This window comes from Granulicella sibirica, from assembly GCF_004115155.1.
In the GTDB taxonomy this organism is placed as follows: Bacteria; Acidobacteriota; Terriglobia; order Terriglobales; family Acidobacteriaceae; genus Edaphobacter; species Edaphobacter sibiricus.
Window position 1 is genome coordinate 2,378,621 of record NZ_RDSM01000001.1, and the last position, 16,830, is coordinate 2,395,450.

Genomic DNA, 16,830 nt, shown 5'->3' on the forward strand with positions numbered 1-16,830 from the left:
TGAGTGGGTGTCGCTACTGTTCGCGGAGACCAAGGCCCAGGAAGATGCCCTCGTCGGCTGGTTCCTCGCTGCGGAGAACCAAGGTGCGGACCCAGCGCAAGGTGGCGTGGGCTATGGCGAAGAAGATGGCTGTCTTGAGCAAGTGAACGGGGCTGGCTTCGATCCATGGTTCGTTCTCAACGACCTTGAGGCAGAAGAAGGGGAAGAGGACGAAGTACTGGACGAGGGTGATGGGTAGTTCGCGGGTGGAACGCTTGCGGGCGATGGTGAACGGGAGCGAACGGGTGAAGAGGAAGGCTAGATCGGTGAGCAGGAGGCAGAGGCCGATGGCGAGGACGACCTGCGCGGCGGCGGCGAGGGGCGTTCGCATCTCGGGTGGGGCGATGAAGTGCAGGATTAGTACTGCTGCGAGGGTGAGGGTTAGGGAGATGACGTCGACCAGGAGTTCGGTGGCGCGGAGTTCTTCCTGCGCTGGCTGGCCCCCGATGACGCGGAAGATCCAGCTTCCTTTCGTCCCCAAGGGTGATTGAAGGGCGGTGCGGAGGCCGGCAATGATCCAGAATGCGAGAACGGGGATGGCGATGCGGACTCCGTTGGGGGAGACGACTACGTGGAGGCGGTCGCCGTCGGTTTGAAAGAGGGTGAGGCCGGAGAGGACGAAGGCGAGGCCTGCACCGGCGTACATGGCGAGATAGAGGTGAAGGCGCTGGAGGCGCGCGAGGGTCTGGGCGGCGAAGTGGAAGATGGCTCGTGCGCGTGGGGTGCGGAGGATGGTGGCGTGGAGGAGATGGTGGAGGAGTTTTGCGAAGGAGTTAGAACCTTTCTGGATGCCGGCGCCTTCGATAAGCTGGCGGACGCGGCGGGTGTAGGCGAGGGGGTAGAGGAGGGCTCCGATGGTCGCCAGGGCTGCTGTGACGGTGAGGCCGGTGCGGGCTAATTGGTGGAAGATGGGGAGCGCGGTGCGGCCGTAGAGGACGGTCTCGTAGATGCCGAGAAACCAGAAGGGCGGGTACCAATGGACCGCAGTGGACTGCATCGCGAGGAGTTTTTCAACGGAGTGGGCTACGAGGGGGAAGAGGAAGAGGACGGTGAGGAGGGCGATGATGGAGGCGATCTTGACGGTGGAGGAGACCTTCGCGGAGATGCGGGCGGGGAGGCAGACGAGGAGGCCCTGCAGCGCGATGAAGAACGTTGCGGCAAAGAGGCCGGCCATGGTGACTCCGGCAGCGTGTGCGAAGACGTGGCGGAAGAAGCCGGTTTTGAGGTCGGCGACGCCGGGGAAGAAGATGTTGCCGAGGCCGCTGGTTTCGATCTGCACGAGGCCGAGGAAGATGGCTAACGCGGTGATGCGACCGAGGAGAAGGCGGAGGCGCGGGATGGGGAGACTGGTGAGGACGTAGACGTCGAGCAGGTCGGGGAAGAGCATCTCCCACTGGAAGACGATGGCCATGCCCATGATGACGAAAGCATAGGTGACGTAGAACATGTGGTCGGCGGTCTGGGACCAGAGGTCGCGCGTGTGGTGATTGGGCTGGTGATAAGCGGCAAAGAGGAAGAGCGCGACGAGGACTCCGGGAAGCGCGATCGCCAGGGCGAGCTGGGTCATGCGGGTGGCGGCTTCTTCGCCGAAGGCTTCGTTATTGAGCATGCGGTCGAAGAGATGGCGGACCATGATCTCGAACTGGCTCCGAGGGCGCTCGGCGTGGACCATGTTGGCCTGCACGTTGAGCGAAAGGACCTGGACGTTCTGGGAGCTTTCCTGGATGCTTTGTTGGAAGCGCCGGAGATTAACCATGGATGGCTCCCACGGCCATGGCGGCTACGAGATCCCTGGCAACAGCCTTGGTGTCCTGCTGCTGGACGAGTTCGGCGAAGACGCGCTCGAGGCTTGGGAGATGCATCATGCGGGTGAGGTCGCCGGGTGGGGCGTCGGCGAGGATCTTTCCCTTGGCGATGACGATGACGCGGTCGCAGACCTGCTCGACGACTTCGAGGACGTGCGAGATGTAGAGCACGGTCTTGCCCTGGGCGGAGAGCTCGACGAGGAGGTCTTTGAAGAGGCGGGCGGAGACGACGTCGAGGCCGGAGAGGGGCTCGTCGAAGATGAGGAGGCGTGGATCGTGGAGGAGGGCGGCGGCGATGAGGACGCGCTGCTTCATTCCCTTCGAGTAGGCCGTGATGGGGGAGTGTCGCCAGGACTGGAGGCCGAGGAGTTCGAGGAGGCGGGTTCCCTTGGCTTCGAGGGGTTTTTCCTGCATGCCGCGGAGACGGCCTACGAGCTGGAGGTATTCGAGGCCGGAGAGGTGGGTGTAGACGTGGGCCTCTTCGGGAACGTAGCCGAGCCCGGCGCGGAAGCTGGTCATGTCTTCGCGGATATCGCGGCCATCAAAGAGGACGCGGCCGGCGCTGGGTTCGAGGATACCGGTGATGATCTTGACGGTGGTGGACTTGCCGGAGCCGTTGGGGCCGAGATAGCCGACGATCTCGCCGGGTGCGACGTCGAAGCTGACATCGTCGATGGCAGGGATGCCACGGTAGCGTTTCGTGAGGTGCTGGATCGAGAGCATGAGCGTGTCTCCTGATGATCGCCTTCACCCTATGTAGCATTCTACTAAATGCTAGTCAAGTAGCGATCTACATAGGTACAATCCCGTTCATGCCGTCCGATATCAAGCTCTCGCATACCGCAGCCATGATTCTCCAGTCAATCGATACGGGAAGCATGTATGGATTCAGCATCATGGAGCGTACGGGGCTGCCGAGCGGGACGGTGTACCCGGCGCTGCGGCGGCTGGAGCGCGATACGCTGATCCGGTCGGAGTGGGAGCGGCAGGCGATCGCGGAGAAAGAGCAGAGGCCGGCGCGGAAGTACTACAAGGTGACGAAGGAGGGGCGGTCGGTGATCGGGCCGCTGCTGAAGCGGTATCCGCTGCTCGAGAAGATGACAGCGGCGGATGAGGTGAAGCTCGTATGAACCGACGCCCTGTTCTGCTGCCGATGTACGGATGCGCGCTGCGCTTAGTTGCGCTTGGGGTTCCGCGTGGGCGGAGGGCGGAGTGGGTTGCGGAGTGGGTCTCCGAGCTCTGGTATGTGTGGGAGGCGGCTCAGGAGCAGGCGGCCTTCGTTGCACGGCATGGTGAGATTGCTGCGTTCTGCCGTGGGGCGGTTGAGGATGCGCGGTGTTTGCGGGAGCATCGTCCGTCGGTGAAGGCTTCGGGGTCGGCGGTGGCTTGTTGCGTTGCGCTTAGCTTGATCGCGCTGATTTCGATCGGGCTGGCGCATGTTCTGCCGGGAGTGACGCGGGCGATGCGTCTGCCGATGTATCGGGGGGCGGCGCATATCGTGACGATTGCGCCGGCTGCATCCTCGAAAGTGAGGCCGGTGGCTACGGTGGCGCTTGGTGCGGTGCGATCGCTTCAGCAGCGGCCGCAGCATCTGTTCACGGACCTGGCGTTTTATCAGCCGGTCAGCCGGCCTTTGCATATCGCGGAGGGGATGTCTCCGGTGCTGAGCGTGGGGCGGGCGAGTGCGAATTTTCTGGATGTGCTGGGCGTCCGGGTCTGGTTTCGGCAGAGTAGCGCCTCGGATGAGCCGCTGCTGATGTTGAGTGAGTCTACCTGGCGGAGGGTTTTCGGGGCGAGTACGAGCGTGGTTGGGGCTACGGTGAAGCTTGGCCTTCAACGGGTACGGCTGGGTGGGGTTGTGCCGGATGAGGCTGCTCCGGCGGGGCAGAGATTCGATGCGTGGCTCCTGTTGCCATCGGGGATTGCTGACGGGTTGGCGGACTCGACTCCGGTGTATTTGATCGGGAGTCTTGAGCCGCGGAGCGATCCGGCGTTGTTGAATCAGTCGAGGTGGCAGATGTCGGTGCCCGTGGTGGACGGGGCAGTCGATTACGACTGCACGACGCTGTCTTCGCCTCCACTGGCGACGATGCAGATCTTCCTGTTCACGGTTTTTCTGGCTTTGCTGGCACTGCCTGCTACGACCTCGCTTTCCCTGGGTGATTATCCAGTTCGTCCGACGAGCCTGCCGTGGACGACGGCGGTGCGGCGATGGCTGTTTCTGGGGGCGAAGATCGCGATGGCGCTTCCGGCGATCTACTTCGGGTCGATGGATCTGACGTATGCGGTGGCGTGGTCAAGTCCGTCAGCACCGGAATATGTACAGCTTGTGGTTTCTTTTTCGGCGACATTGTTCGCGCTGCGGTGGACGCTGCGGGATCAGAGGCAGAGGTGCCCGGTTTGCCTGGGCAAGCTGACCTGTCCGGCGCGGGTGGGACAGCCTTCGCGAAACTTCCTCGCGTGGAATGGCACGGAGCTGATCTGCGTGGGCGGGCATGGTTTGCTGCATGTGCCTGAACTGCCGACGAGCTGGTGCGGGACGCAGCGGTGGCTGCATCTTGATCCGTCGTGGAGCAGCCTCTTCTTTGAGGCTGCTTGAGGAGCTAGTCGCCGGCTACAGGAACGGCGTGGTGGGCGTCGATCGTCTTCGGTTTTCTGCTGCCGAATAGTTTTCCGGCGCGCCCACGGACACGATCGAAGAAGAGATAGACGACCGGCGTGGTGAAGAGGGTAAGGGCCTGCGAGACGATGAGGCCGCCGACGATGGTGATGCCGAGCGGGCGGCGGAGTTCGGAACCGGTGCCGGTGCCGAGGGCGAGGGGAAGGCCTCCGAGGAGCGCCGCCATGGTCGTCATCATGATGGGACGGAAGCGCATGAGGCAGGCCTGGTAGATGGCCTCTTCGGGGGTCTTGCCTTCTTCGCGTTCGGCGACGAGGGCGAAGTCGATCATCATGATGGCGTTCTTCTTCACGATGCCGATGAGCAGGATGATGCCGATCATGGCGATGACGCTGAGGTCGACCTTCATGAGAAGAAGCGCGACGAGCGCGCCGACGCCGGCTGAGGGAAGAGTTGAAAGGATCGTCAGCGGGTGGATGAAGCTCTCGTAGAGGATGCCGAGGACGATGTAGACGGCGACGAGCGCGAGCAGGATGAGGACCGGCTCGCTTGAGAGCGACGCCTGGAAGGCCTGCGCGGTGCCCTGGAAACCGCCGTGGATGGTGGAGGGCATTTGGATCTCGGCGCGGCCTGCTTCGATGGCCTGGGTGGCCTGGCTGAGCGAGTACCCCGGGGTGAGATTGAAACTGAGCGTGGCGGCGGGGCTCTGACCCTGGTGGTTGACCTGCAGGGGAATGCGCTGCTCTTCGTAGTGCGTGACGGCGCTGAGCGGGATCATCGCGCCGGTAGTGCTCTTGACGAAGATCTTGCGGAGGGCGTCGGGGTTCTGTTGGAACTCCTGCGCGGCTTCCATGACCACGTGGTACTGGTTGAGCGGCATGTAGGTCGTGGAGACCTGGGCCTGGCCGAAGGCGTCGGAGAGGGTTGAATCGACGGCGAGCGCGGAGACGCCGAGGCGGCTCGCGGTATCGCGATCAATGACGAGCTGAGCGCGAAGGCCGTTCTGCATCTGGTCGGTGGCGACGTCCTTTAGCTCGGGCATGGTCGTCATCTTTGCCATGAGCCTGGGGGACCACTCATTGAGATCCTCGACGCTGTCGGCCGTGAGCGAGTATTGGTATTGCGTCGCGCTCTGGCGTCCGCCGATGTTGAGCTCCTGCTGAGACTGGAGGAGAAGCTGAGCGCCGGGGATGGCATTGATCTTGGGACGGAGCCTGGTAATGATGGCCTCGGCGGTGTCGCCGTTCTTTTGACGCTCTTCGTCGGGCTTGAGCGACATGAACATATTGGCCGTGTTCGAGCCGCCGCCCCCACCACCGCCGCCGACGAAGCTCATGACGTTCTGTACGCCGCGATCCTTCTTGACGATGTTCGACAGCTCCATCATCTTCTCCTTCATGGAGTCGAAGGAGACGTCCTGCTGGGCGCGGATCTGTCCACCGATACGCCCCGTGTCCTGCTGAGGGAAGAAGCCTTTGGGGACGAGGATGAAGAGATAGATATTGAGCGCGAAGGTTGCGATGGTGATCAGCATGACGATGCGCTGATGACGCAGAACCCACTTCAGACCGCGCTCGTACTCGCCAGTGAACCAGTCGAGGATGCGCTCGCCCATGTAGTAGACGCGGCCGTGCTTGTTCGCCGCGTGGGACTGAAGGAACTTCGCGCTCAGCATGGGCGTGGTGGTGAGCGAGACGACGAGCGAGACCATGATGGCCGCCGAGAGGGTGACGGCGAACTCACGGAAGAGCCGGCCGACAATGCCACCCATGAGCAGGATGGGGATGAAGACGGCGATGAGCGAGGTGCTCATGGAGAGGACAGTGAAGCCGATCTCTTTGGAGCCGACCATGGCGGCGTCGTAGGGCGAGAGACCCATCTCGAGGTGGCGGCTGATGTTCTCGATGACGACGATGGCGTCGTCGACGACAAAGCCGGTGGAGATGGTGAGGGCCATCAGCGAGAGGTTATCGAGCGAGTAGCCGAGCAGGTACATCACGCCGCATGTGCCGAGGATGCTGAGCGGCACGGACACGCTGGGGATGAGGGTGGAGCGGACCTCGCGGAGGAAGAGGAAGACGACGAGGATGACGAGCAGGATAGAGATGATGAGGGTGCGAGTGACGTCCTTGACGGACGCGCGGATGGTGGTGGTGCGGTCGAGAGCGACCTGGAGCTTGATGGCCGGGGAGATGGAGGCACGCAGCGTGGGGAGCATCGCGAGGACGTTATCGACGGTCTCGATGACGTTGGCGCCGGGCGACTTGGTGACGATGACGAGGATGGCTGGCGTGCCGTTGATGAGGCCGCCCGTGTGGATGTCTTCGACGCCGTCCGAAACCTTGGCGACATCGCGGATGCGAACGACGCCGCGAACGTCGCCCGACGCTGCGGAGCCTACGGCGGCGGTGGCACCGCCGGTCGGCGTGGCTGCGGAGGTTGATGTCGCGGTGGCTGAGCTTGTGGTCGAGCCGGAGGAGATGCTCGAGCCGGTCGAACCGGGTGCAGACTGGGCGGAGGAGGACGAGACGGCGCTTGAAACCGATGCGGGGAGGCCTGAGCTTGCGGAGGCTGAACTGACGGGGCCGCGGTTGGTGGCGACGATGAGCGGGGCGTAGGCGGCGGCTCCAAAGAGCTGGTCGCTGGTGCTGACGCTGTAGCGCTGGTCGTTGCTGGTGAGATAGCCGGTGGGCTGGAGGACGTTGACCTGACCGATGGCGGCGCGCAGGGCTTCGATGCCGATGCCGTAGCTGGTGAGCAGGTTAGGATCGGCTTCGATGCGTACGGCGGGCTTCGCGCTGCCGCCGGTGAAGACCTGGCCGACACCGTTCACCTGGGCGATCTTCTGGGCGAGGATGGAGTCGGAGGCGTCGTAGAGCTGCGGAATCTTGAGGGTGTCGGAGGTGAGCGCGAGGATGAGGATGGGCGCGTCGGACGGATTGATCTTGCGGTAGCTCGGGTTTGACGGGAGGTTCGCCGGGAGCTGGCTGCGGGCGGCGTTGATGGCGGCCTGCACGTCGCGGGCGGCTCCGTTGACCTCGCGGCTGAGGTCGAACTGCATGGTGATGTTTGCCGAGCCGGCGGAGGAGACGGAGGTCATCTGGGTGATGCCGGCGATCTTTGAGAACTGGCGTTCGAGCGGGGTGGCGACGGCGGAGGCCATCGTCTCGGGATCGCCGCCGGGGAGCGAGGCTCCGACCGAGATGGTGGGGAACTCTACCTGGGGCAGAGAAGCCACTGGGAGGAGCGTGTAGGCTACGGCTCCGGCCAGGAGGACAGCGAAGGAGAGCAGGAAGGTTGCTACCGGGCGATTGATGAAAGGGGCAGAGAAGTGGACGCCGCCGGCGTCTTCCGGAGGCTGAGGGCCGGACATCTTCTCGCGGTCTCCGGCTCGGATGTATTCGTCGGGAGCCTGGTCACCGCCGCGCAGACCGGGCTCCTGCGCGAGAAACTTCTCGACGTCGCCGGGCTGTATGGACTCGGTGGGGGTCTTGTCGCCGGGTTGTGGTCTGTCGCTCATGCTTGTGCTTTCCATGCGGCGTCAATGCAGATCAGTCGGCGGAGACGTGCTCCGGCTCGGGCTGGTGGGCTCCGCCGTGGGTGTGTTCGTAGAGCTCGCGATCGGCGTCGGCAGTGTGGAGATAGCGGCGGCCGATGCGATCAAAGAAGAGATAGACGACCGGCGTCGTAAACAGGGTGAGGATTTGCGAGACGATGAGGCCGCCGACGATTGTGATGCCGAGAGGACGGCGTAGCTCGCTTCCCGTGCCCGTGCCCAGGGCGAGTGGCACGCCGCCGAGGAGTGCGGCCATGGTGGTCATCATGATGGGACGGAAGCGTAGAAGGCAGGCCTGGTAGATGGCTTCTTCGGGTTCCATGCCGTGGTCGCGCTCGGCTTCGAGGGCGAAGTCGATCATCATGATGGCGTTCTTCTTCACGATGCCGATGAGCAGGATGATGCCGATGAGGGCGATGACGCTGAGGTCGACATGGAAGATAAGGAGCGCGAGGATGGCTCCGACGCCGGCGGAGGGAAGCGTCGAGAGAATCGTAATGGGGTGGATGTAGCTCTCGTACAGAACGCCGAGGACGATGTAGACGACGATGAGTGCGGCGAGGATGAGGATGGGCTCGTTCGAGAGCGAGGCTTCGAACGCCTTGGCCGCGCCCTGGAATTCAGCGGCGACGCTGACCGGGACGTTGAGTTCGGTCTTAGCCTTGTTGACCGCGGCGACGGCGTCTCCGATGCTCTTGCCGGGGGCGGTGTTGAAGGAGATCGTCACGGAGGGGAACTGGCCCTGATGGTTGATGGCGAGCGAGGTCTGGCGCGGCTCGAAGGTGGTGATGGTCGAGAGCGGGACCTGCGTGCCGTTCGAGCTGTGGACGTAGATGTTGTCGAGCGAGGACGGGTTCCGCTGGAAGCGCGGACCGACTTCGAGGACGACGTGGTACTGGTTGAGCTGGGTGAAGATGGTCGAGACCTGGCGCTGGCCGAAGGCGTCGTCAAGGGCGTCGTCGATATTCTGGGGCGTGATGCCGAGACGGGAGGCGGTATCGCGGTCGATGACGAGATGGGCTTCGAGGCCGTCGAGCTGCTGGTCGCTGGCGACGTCGGTGAGTTCGGGGAGGGTACGGAACTTGTCGACGAGCTTGTTGGTCCAGAGGGTGAGCTCTTCGGAGTTCGCGTCTTCTAGCGAGTATTGATACTGGGTGCGGCTGACGCGGTCTTCGACGGTGAGATCTTGTGAGGCTTGCAGGAAGCACTGGATGCCGTCGACCTGGGCGACCTTGGGTTGTAGGCGCCGGATGATGTCGACCGCACTGGCGGAGCGCTGCTCACGATCGCGCAGATTGATCTGGATGCGTCCGCTGTTGAGGGTGGTGTTGGTGCCGTCGATTCCGATGAAGGACGAGATGCTCTCGACGTCTGGATCCCTGAGGATGATCTTCGCGAGCTCCTGCTGACGCGCTCCCATGGCGACGAAGCTGATGGTCTGCGGGGCCTCCGTGATGCCCAGGAGGACGCCGGTATCCTGCACGGGGAAGAAGCCCTTGGGGACGACGATGTAGAGGACCAGGGTGAGCAGGAAGGTCGCCAGGGTGACGAGCAGCGTGATCGTCTGGTGACGGAGGACGAACTTCACTCCGCGTCCGTACTTCGAGATGACGGACTCGAAGAAGTTTTCGCTGATGCGGTAGAACTTGTTCTGCGCGGCGTCGGGCTTGTGCTTCAGGAGCTTGGCGGCCATCATCGGCGTCAGCGAGAGCGAGACGACAGCCGACATGAGGATGGTGACCGATAGGGTAACGGCGAACTCGCGGAAGAGGCGTCCGACGATGTCTCCCATGAAGAGCAGCGGAATGAGCACCGCGATGAGCGAGACGGTCAGCGAGAGAATCGTGAAGCCGATCTGCTCGGAGCCCTTGAGGGCAGCGGTGAGGGGGTCGTCACCCTCTTCGAGATAGCGCGAGATGTTCTCGACCATGACAATGGCGTCGTCGACGACGAAGCCGGTCGAGATGGTGAGGGCCATGAGCGAGAGGTTATTGAGGCTGTACCCGAGCAGGTACATGATGCCGAAGGTGCCGACGATGGAGAGCGGGACGGCGACGGCTGGGATGACGGTGGCGGCGATATTCCGGAGAAAGAGGAAGATCACCATGATGACGAGGGCGATCGTCAGCATGAGCTCGAACTGGACGTCCTTGACCGAGGCGCGGATGGTGTTGGTGCGGTCGGTGAGGACTTCGAGCGAGACGCTGGCGGGGAGGGTCTGGCGAAGCTGCGGAAGGAGCTTCTGGACCTCGTCAACGACGCCGATGATGTTCGCACCCGGCTGCCGCTGGATGTTGACGATGACGGCTGGCTTGAGGACGGCGTCTTTTGCGGGCTCGGTCTTGGTGGCGGGAGCGGCGCCTGTTCCCATCCAGGCTGCCTGGTAGAGGTTTTCGGCGCTGTCGACGGCGTTCGCTACGTCCGAGAGGCGGACGGGGGAGCCGTTGCGGTAGGCGATGATGACGGACTGGTAGTCGGCGCTCGATAGGAGCTGATCGTTCGCGCCGATGGTGTAGGACTGGCGCGAGCCGCTGATGCTTCCTTTGGCCTGATCGACGTTTGCCGTGGCGAGCTGGGTGCGGAGGTCTTCAAGGCTGAGCCCGTAGTTGGCGAGCGCGGTCGGGTTGGCCTGGATGCGCACGGCGGGTTTCTGGCCGCCGTTGATGGAGACGAGGCCGACGCCCGAGAGCTGGGAGATCTTCTGGGCGAGGATGGTGTCGGCGAGGTCCTCGACTTTTGAGAGTGCGAGGGAATCGCTCGTGAGGGCGAGGGTCATGATCGGCGCGTCAGCCGGGTTGACCTTGCTATAGACGGGCGGATTCGGAAGGTCTTTGGGCAGGTAGCTGTAGCCGGCGTTGATGGCGGCCTGGACATCCTGCTGGGCGATGTCGATCGATTCGGCGAGGGAGAACTGGAGGGTGATGACACTGCCGCCGCCAGAGCTGGTGGAGGTCATCTGGCTGAGGCCGGGGATCTGGCCGAATTGGCGCTCGAGCGGAGCGGTGACGGAGGACGCCATGACCTCGGGGCTGGCGCCGGGGTAAAAGGTGAGGACCTGAATCGTCGGGTAGTCGACCTCGGGGAGGGCGGAGACGGGTAGCTGCTCGTAGGCGACGAATCCGGCAAGCAAAATGGCCACCATCAGAAGCGAGGTGGCCACCGGCCGGAGGATAAATGGCCGTGAAGGGCTCATTGCGGGGACCTTCCTGGAGCTGGCGTTCCGTTGCCATTCTGGCCGGAGGCAGGCGTGCCTTGCGGGCCGCTTGCGTCACCGGTATCGGCCTTGCGGACACGAGTGTGGCCGTTGCCGGTGCTTGGCGGGGGGGCGATCGTGGGATCGCTCTGGTGCGGGATCACGCGGCCGCCGTTCTTGAGCTTCTCCTGGCCGTCGATCACGATCTGATCGCCGGGATTGACAGTGCCTGCCGCAAGAATCACGTTCGAGCCCTGGGTGAGATCGACCTTCACGGGAACCGCTTCGACGTAGTAGCTCGGGCCATTCTGCTTCCCGTTCGCCGCCGCGTTCGGATCGCCGCTCTTTGCGCCTTTACCGCCGCCCTTGCCCGAGCGTCCGCTCTTTGGCGGAGCCGTCCCGGCCACGGTCGTGTCGAGACCTTCAGGGGGATTTCCAGGCTTGACGACGTAGAGGAAGTTTCCGTTTGCGGCGGTTTGGAGCGCCGCGGAGGGAACGACGATGGCGTTTTCGCGATCCTGGACGATGAGGCGAACGTTGACAAACTGGTTCGGGAAGAGCGAGCCGTCGGCGTTGGGGAAGACAGCCTTGATCTTCGCGGTGCCGGTGGTCGTGTCGATGGTGTTATCGACCGTCAGGAGCGTTCCGCTCGCCAGGTGGGTCGTCTCGGAACGATCGTATGCCTCAACGGCAAGGGTGGCTCCGCCGCGGGTTAGCTTCAGCACTTGTGGAAGCTGATCCTCGGGGAGGGTGAAGATGATGGCAATCGGCTGGACCTGGTTGACGAGGATGAGGCCGTTGGAATCGCTTGCATGGACGATATTGCCCGGATCGACCGTGCGGAGACCGACGACACCGTCGATCGGCGAGGTGATGCGGGTGTAGATGACATTAACCTTGGCGGCTTCGATCGCGGCCTGGTCGGCCTGGATCGCGCCAGTAGCGACACCGGCGTTCGAGACCTGGAGCTGCTGGCTCTCCTTGGAGATGACGCCCGCGCCATAGAGGGCGGTGTAGCGTCCGGCCTCGGCCTGCGCATTGACGGCTGTCGCCTGATCCTTGGTGAGCTGGCCTTCGGCCTGTGCGACGGCGGCCTGGTACGGGCGCGGATCGATCTGGGCGAGGAGCTGGCCTTTTTTGACTGTCTGGCCCTCGCGGACGTTCACGCTGAGAAGCTGGCCGTCGACGCGGCTCTTAATTGTGACCGAGTTATAGGCAGTGACGGTTCCAAGCGCGGTGAGGTAGACGGGCACGGTTCTCTGGACAACCGGGGTGACGAGTACGGGAGTCGGTCCACCTCCCATGGCTGCTCGTCCAGTCGGAGTCGCGGCGGTCTCGGCACGGTTCTCTCGAATCTTCCAGATCGCTCCGCCGACAGCAGCCAGTAAAACCAGCAGAATGAGTATTTTGCGAATGGAGCCGCCGAGTCGGCTGGGCTTGGGCTCGTCGGAACTAAAGGTGGTTCCCGGCTTTGGCAACGCGTGGTGATTCCCGTTGCCATCGGGCGCTGGGAGCGCGGCGATCGGATCGTGATAGGTCGTGGTCGTCGAACTGGGCTGTCCTGACGTGGTGGGTCCGGACTGTCCTTGCACCGTCGGTCCTGGCATCTTTAGGTGTCACCATTTCTTTCTTCCAGCACGCAATCGATAGCGCGGAAATTAGCTCGGAAGTCTCAGAATAAATAATAATGACGGTGGAGCACTCTGGATTGTTTCGCCGAGGAGCAGCATCGGTTCCGATAATCGGCTATCGCGTAACACATTCGGTTGATCAAAACCTGGCAGCGATGATGGTACGCTTCTGGCGGGTAAAGTGCATAAAGCAATCGAGAAAGACCACGGCCATCCTGCGTGAGACTCAGAAAGGCGTGCCTTAATGACGAAGATCATGACCGACACAACAATCGATTCCCCGCTTACCCAGGCCGAGACTCTCTTTCAGGATCCGCTTACCGCGGGAATTCCACTTTGCGTCGACCTGGACGGAACCCTGGTCAAATCCGATACGCTTCTCGATTCCGTGATCGTGCTGACCCGCCAGCATCCGGAGGCGCTTCTCAAGTTCCCGAAATGGCTCGGTGGGGGCAAGGCAGCCTTCAAGAAGAACATCACATCGACCGTCCAATTGGACGTCGTGCATCTCCCCTACAATCGCCACCTGCTGCAGTACCTTGAGCAGCAGCGGGCCACGGGGAGGGAGATCTACCTGGCGACCGGGGCGGATGCCACGCTGGCGCAGCGCGTCGCCGATCATCTCGGCTTGTTTTCCGGCGTTCTGGCTTCTGACGGCACGATGAACCTGATCGGAAAGAACAAGCTCGCCGCGTTCCAGCAGCGCTTCGGTTCGAAGTTCTGCTACATCGGGAACGCACATCCCGATGTCCCGCTGCTGTCGAACTGCCATCAGCCGATGGTCGCGAATCCACATCGGAGCCTGTCGAGTGCGCTACGCTCGGCGAAGATCACTCCGTCGATGACCTTCACGGACCAGGCGAGTTCGCTCAAGGCGTGGCTGAAGGCGATCCGACTGCACCAGTGGGCAAAAAATACGCTCATCTTCCTTCCTCTGATTCTCGCGCACACGCGGTCGGCGGCGTTGTTTCTGGGTGCGGCGATCGCGTTTCTGTCCTTCGGACTCTGCGCCTCGGCGACGTATATCGTCAACGATCTGCTGGATCTCGAGGCCGATCGGAAGCACATTTCGAAGCGACGGCGTCCGTTTGCTGCCGGCGATCTTTCGCCGCTTGCGGGTGCGGTTGTGATCTTTCTCTTTCTTCTGACATCGCTCGTCCTTGCCATCGCGCTGCCGCATATTGTCGCGGGGATGTCGCCGCATGACGCACTCAAGTATCCCTACAAGTTCCTCGAGTGGATGGGCGTTTACCTGGTGTCGACACTTGCGTATTCGCTCTACCTGAAGCGCCGGGTGCTTCTCGACGTAATCGTCCTCTCCGGTCTGTATACGGTGCGTATTCTCGCCGGCTCGGCGGCTACGGGCGTGCTTGTCTCGACCTGGCTGGGCGCTTTCAGCATCTTTTTCTTCCTCTCGCTTGCGTTCGTCAAGCGATTCGCGGAGCTGGAAAATTTGATTCAACGCAATGCCAGCCCGAGCAACGGGAGAGGTTACCGGACGACCGATATCGAGCAGCTTCGGAGCTTTGGGACCGCCAGCGCATACGCGTCGGTGGTGGTGCTGACACTCTATATTTCGAACCTCGCGGATTCTGCGCATCTCTACAGCCATACGACGCGGCTATGGCTGCTTGTTCCGATTCTTCTGCTGTGGCTGAGCCGGTTGTGGCTCCTGGCGTCGCGCGGCGATCTGCATGAGGATCCGGTGGTGTACGCCATCACGGACCGTCGATCGCTGGCGCTTGGAGTGCTGGTGCTCGTGGTGGTGCTACTCGCGCTGTAGAAGAGTGCCGCTTGCTCGTGCGTGTTTCCATTTACGCTAGAAGATGATGACCGATTCGATTCCTCATCTTCCCAGCTACGACGAGCCCGCGCTCGACACTTCCTTCGCCACGCTCTCCGCTGAAGTTGCCGCGGAGACGTCGAACCTGTCAGATCCAGAGGCTTTCCGGTTGAATTGGCTCGGCCGCAAACAGGGCCGGCTCAAGCTCATCAGTGATGCGTGGCTGAAGTCGGCTCCGCCGGAAGCGCGCAAGCCGCTTGGCATTCGCTTCAACCAATTGAAGCAACAGATCGAGGCGGCGCTCGATGCACCTGCGCAGGCCGCGCCCGCGAAGACGGTTCAGCAGGGGATCGACATTACCCTGCCTGGAACGGTGCGGGCTCCGGGGATTCCGCATCCGCTGCTGAAGACGATGTACGAGATCGAGACGGTGTTTCACCATCTTGGGTTCTCGACCTCGACCGGCCCGCAGGTTGAGAGCGATTTCTACAACTTCGAAGCGCTGAACTTCCCGCCGAATCATCCGGCACGCGACACGCAAGACACGCTCGTGATCGCCAGGCAGCAGAGTCGGCCATCGCGCGACCGGCTGCTCATGCGGACGCATACGTCTCCGGTGCAGATCCGGTCGATGATCGCGAGCCCTCCGCCGCTACGGATCGTCATTCCGGGTAAGGTGCATCGCAACGACGCTGCCGACGCCACACATTCACCAATTTTTCATCAGGTGGAGGGATTGTGCGTCGATACGAACATCACCTTCTCCGACCTGAAGGGCACGCTCGATCATGCGATGAAGGCGCTCTTCGGGGCTTCGGTGAAGACGCGCTTCTTTCCGAGCTTCTTTCCGTTCACGGAGCCGTCGGCGGATGTGCAGATTTCGTGCCCGTTCTGCGGTGGAAGCGGATGCCGCAAGTGCAAGCATTCAGGCTGGATCGAGCTGCTTGGATGTGGCATGGTCGACCCGGCTGTCTTCGCGTCCGTGGACGAGCAGAGGAAGGCACAGGGGTTCGAACCGGCCTACGATCCGGCGCGTATCAGTGGCTTCGCTTTTGGCATGGGCGTCGAACGGATTGCGATGATTCAGCACGGCATTTCGGACATCGGTCAGTTCTATTCGGGAGATATGCGCTTCCTTGAGCAGTTCGCCTGACCGGCGACCCCCTCGAAAGTGTCTTTCGATATCTCTCGATCCGCGTAGAGTGAAAGCTCACCGCGTTTCAAGGAGAGAGTAAGACCATGCCACTACCTTCTGACGAAAAACTTCTCGCGCTTGCGAATGATTTGCTCGCGCAGTTCGATGCCATCTTTGGTTTGCACCCCGGTTTCCGCCCTGCTCATGCCAAGGGCACGATGCTCACCGGGACTTTCGTTCCGACACCCAGCGCCGCCAACCTCAGCAAGGCTCCGCATCTCGTGAATGCTTCGACACCCGTGACGGTGCGCTTTTCGAGCTCGACCGGGATTCCAATGATTCCGGATAACGATCCGAATGGCGAGCCGCGCGGTTTGGCCGTTCGGTTTCACCTCGGCGAGCGTGTCCACACGGATATCGTGAGCCACTCCACAGATGGTTTCCCGACGCACACGGGCGCCGAGTTTCTGGACTTCCTTCGGGCGATTGCTTCGAGCGGCCCGGATGCGCCGCATCCGAATCCCGTGGAGCAGTACGTTGGAAGCCACCCGGCGGCGCTTGCATTTGTGCAGACTCCGAAGCCCTTCCCGACGAGCTATGCGCACGAGAGCTATTTCGGCGTGACGGCTTACCACTTCGCGAACGCCGCAGGCGAGACCCGATTCGGCCGCTATCGCATCATTCCGGTGGCTGGCAACGAGTACGTCGATGCTGCCGACGTCGCAGGTAAGGGAGCCGACTACCTGTTCGACGAGCTTGCCGGCCGGATCGCTGCCGGGCCGATCGTCTTCCGGATCGAAGCAACGCTGGCGAACGAGGGCGATGTGGTGGACGATGCGACGATTCACTGGCCGGCTACCAATCCGGTCGTTGAACTCGGCACGCTGACGCTTGATGCGCCGGTTGCGGACAACGCGACCGAGCAGAAGCAGATCATCTTCGATCCGATTCCGCGCGTGGATGGTATCGAGCCGTCGGACGATCCGTTGCTTGAGCTGCGGGCCGCGATCTACCTGATCAGCGGACGCCGCCGCCGCAAAGCCTGATCGAACGAGGGTGGTGCCTGGG

At 62.5% G+C, this 16,830-nt stretch carries 10 protein-coding genes; 5 read left to right on the forward strand and 5 right to left on the reverse strand.

The window, feature by feature from the left end:
• Window positions 1–13 precede the first annotated feature (13 nt).
• Both GRAN_RS09905 and GRAN_RS09910 read right to left on the reverse strand, forming a co-directional pair.
• On the reverse strand, window positions 14–1,795 hold the full coding sequence (locus tag GRAN_RS09905; protein ID WP_128912710.1) for a hypothetical protein: 1,782 nt from the start codon (window positions 1,793–1,795) through the stop codon (window positions 14–16).
• Window positions 1,788–2,567 (reverse strand): ABC transporter ATP-binding protein, encoded by a 780-nt coding sequence (locus GRAN_RS09910; RefSeq protein ID WP_128912711.1) that lies wholly within the window; start codon window positions 2,565–2,567, stop codon window positions 1,788–1,790. Before GRAN_RS09910 ends, GRAN_RS09905 begins: the two co-directional genes overlap by 8 nt.
• 89 nt (window positions 2,568–2,656) lie before the next feature.
• Here GRAN_RS09910 and GRAN_RS09915 point away from each other — a divergent pair, with 89 nt between their 5' ends.
• Both GRAN_RS09915 and GRAN_RS09920 read left to right on the forward strand, forming a co-directional pair.
• Entirely contained in the window at window positions 2,657–2,974 is a 318-nt protein-coding gene (locus GRAN_RS09915; RefSeq protein WP_128912712.1) for a PadR family transcriptional regulator, read from the forward strand.
• Window positions 2,971–4,443 carry an ABC transporter permease gene (locus GRAN_RS09920; RefSeq protein WP_128912713.1) on the forward strand — a complete coding sequence of 491 codons (1,473 nt, stop codon included), beginning with the start codon at window positions 2,971–2,973 and terminating at the stop codon, window positions 4,441–4,443. Before GRAN_RS09915 ends, GRAN_RS09920 begins: the two co-directional genes overlap by 4 nt.
• Before the next feature lie 4 nt (window positions 4,444–4,447).
• On the opposite strand, the gene GRAN_RS09925 is transcribed toward GRAN_RS09920, so the two are convergent.
• Genes GRAN_RS09925 through GRAN_RS09935 form a run of 3 tightly spaced genes read right to left on the reverse strand, consistent with a single transcriptional unit; the run spans window position 4,448 to window position 12,820 of the window.
• Window positions 4,448–7,984 carry an efflux RND transporter permease subunit gene (locus tag GRAN_RS09925; protein WP_128912714.1) on the reverse strand — a complete coding sequence of 1,179 codons (3,537 nt, stop codon included), beginning with the start codon at window positions 7,982–7,984 and terminating at the stop codon, window positions 4,448–4,450.
• 31 nt (window positions 7,985–8,015) lie between these two features.
• Window positions 8,016–11,213 carry a multidrug efflux RND transporter permease subunit gene (locus tag GRAN_RS09930; protein ID WP_128912715.1) on the reverse strand — a complete coding sequence of 1,066 codons (3,198 nt, stop codon included), beginning with the start codon at window positions 11,211–11,213 and terminating at the stop codon, window positions 8,016–8,018.
• On the reverse strand, window positions 11,210–12,820 hold the full coding sequence (locus GRAN_RS09935; RefSeq protein WP_128912716.1) for an efflux RND transporter periplasmic adaptor subunit: 1,611 nt from the start codon (window positions 12,818–12,820) through the stop codon (window positions 11,210–11,212). The genes GRAN_RS09930 and GRAN_RS09935 overlap by 4 nt, the downstream gene beginning before the upstream one ends.
• Window positions 12,821–13,100: 280 nt before the next feature.
• Here GRAN_RS09935 and GRAN_RS09940 point away from each other — a divergent pair, with 280 nt between their 5' ends.
• The 3 genes from GRAN_RS09940 to GRAN_RS09950 all read left to right on the forward strand — a co-directional run bounded on the left by GRAN_RS09940 (window position 13,101) and on the right by GRAN_RS09950 (window position 16,808).
• Complete coding sequence (locus GRAN_RS09940) at window positions 13,101–14,627, forward strand: UbiA family prenyltransferase (RefSeq protein WP_128912717.1); 1,527 nt, start codon at window positions 13,101–13,103, stop codon at window positions 14,625–14,627.
• A 46-nt stretch (window positions 14,628–14,673) separates the two neighbouring features.
• Window positions 14,674–15,780 carry a phenylalanine--tRNA ligase subunit alpha gene (gene pheS / locus GRAN_RS09945; RefSeq protein ID WP_128912718.1) on the forward strand — a complete coding sequence of 369 codons (1,107 nt, stop codon included), beginning with the start codon at window positions 14,674–14,676 and terminating at the stop codon, window positions 15,778–15,780.
• A gap of 86 nt (window positions 15,781–15,866) precedes the next feature.
• A complete protein-coding gene (locus GRAN_RS09950; protein WP_128912719.1) occupies window positions 15,867–16,808 on the forward strand; it encodes a catalase family peroxidase in 942 nt (313 codons plus the stop codon).
• Window positions 16,809–16,830: the final 22 nt, after the last annotated feature.